Annotated in this window: 1 protein-coding gene and 1 pseudogene; both read right to left on the bottom strand. The window is 50.9% G+C overall.

Features of this window, described 5'->3' with window-relative positions:
• A partial coding sequence (locus QZ506_RS04840) for an IS1 family transposase (RefSeq protein WP_367272953.1) occupies positions 1 to 109 on the bottom strand: 109 nt, incomplete at its 3' end.
• A gap of 77 nt (positions 110 to 186) precedes the next feature.
• Positions 187 to 1071: pseudogene (locus QZ506_RS04835) on the bottom strand (AAA family ATPase); the annotation flags it as partial.
• Positions 1072 to 1331 lie beyond the last annotated feature (260 nt).

Below are 1331 nucleotides of genomic sequence, written 5' to 3'. Positions count from 1 at the left end.
GTTTGCATGACTGACGACGGTAACGCTGATGGCCACTTTTGCCATAACCGTGTTTTTTCACAGGAGATGTCTGTTCACAAAACTGGCATCTTACATCAACTTTAGCCACTGTATTCCACATCCAAAACCGGACATTTCACAATGTAATCAACATATTGAATACACGACCAGCTGCTCGGTGTGCTGTTCCACCAGCGTTTGTGAATCCCTGTCATGCCACAGGAAATCTTTCAGCAAGATGATATCAAGCGGAACAATGCTTTCACGGTCAGAGAAAAACGCACAGGCTTGCAGCAGTCGCAGCGCTTTCTTCCAACGTCGATCGGAAACATACGGCGCATTGTCGGTGGTATTCAGCTGTTGGCGCAGTGCGTAAATCAGTTCAAAGCAGGCATCCGGCAAGGCGATGCGATCGATGGCGCTTTGCCATGCCTGGTACTCTTCGTCGCTGACGCTCAGTGACAGCGGCAACGGGTTGTCGCGATCGCTACCGGCGTGCGTTAACAATGCGCGGAAGTTTTGTTTTTCCTGCACGTTATCCAGCCACAGGAGAATAAGCATGCGGTCATAGAGTGCTTCTAAGCTGCTGTCTGATTCGGGCAGTTCGTTGGAGGCGGTTACCAGCAGCCGCATGGGGATAGTTTCTTCATGGCTGCCGTTACGAAAGCGCCGTTCATTGATGGCTGTCAGCAGAGTATTGAGAATGGCCGGGCCGGCTTTCCAGATTTCATCCAGAAAGACGATTTCCGCCTCCGGCAAATAGCCGCCGGTAAGACGCTGATAACGCCCTTCATCTTTTAGCGCCTGAATCGACAGCGGGCCAAACACCTCCTCCGGGGTAGAGAAGCGTGTCATCAGGCATTCGAAAGCGCGGGCGTCACGAAACGCGAACTTCAGGCGACGCGCGATCATGCTCTTGGCGATGCCCGGCGGCCCCAGCAAAAACAAGCTTTCGCCGCTGAGCGCGGCGAGCAGGCACAGACGAATAGCGTGCTGACGTTCATACAGGCCGTGTTCAAGGGCTTGACTGAGGCGTGTTATACAATCGGCCAAAGAGGCTGATTGAAGCATAAGAGATCCGTTTTTACTCTGATGTCGCAAAACAGGGTGGCAAGCGATAAAGTCATCAACGATGATGCAATAATATACGGCAGATCACAGATTTTTTTAATCGTATCTGCATCGATTATCTGTACTAGCTCAGACCTGATCTGACAGTTACCGATTATTTATACAGGTGTTTGTCAGATTACATCTGGTTCAGATTCTTTTCTGCCCAGATCCGTTTTCCATCGAGTAAAGTGGCCATCGGCGTACGCCCACAGCACATT

The organism is Candidatus Symbiopectobacterium sp. (assembly GCF_020054415.1).
In the GTDB taxonomy this organism is placed as follows: domain Bacteria; phylum Pseudomonadota; class Gammaproteobacteria; order Enterobacterales; family Enterobacteriaceae; genus Symbiopectobacterium.
This window is presented reverse-complemented; position numbering and strand designations above follow the sequence as displayed.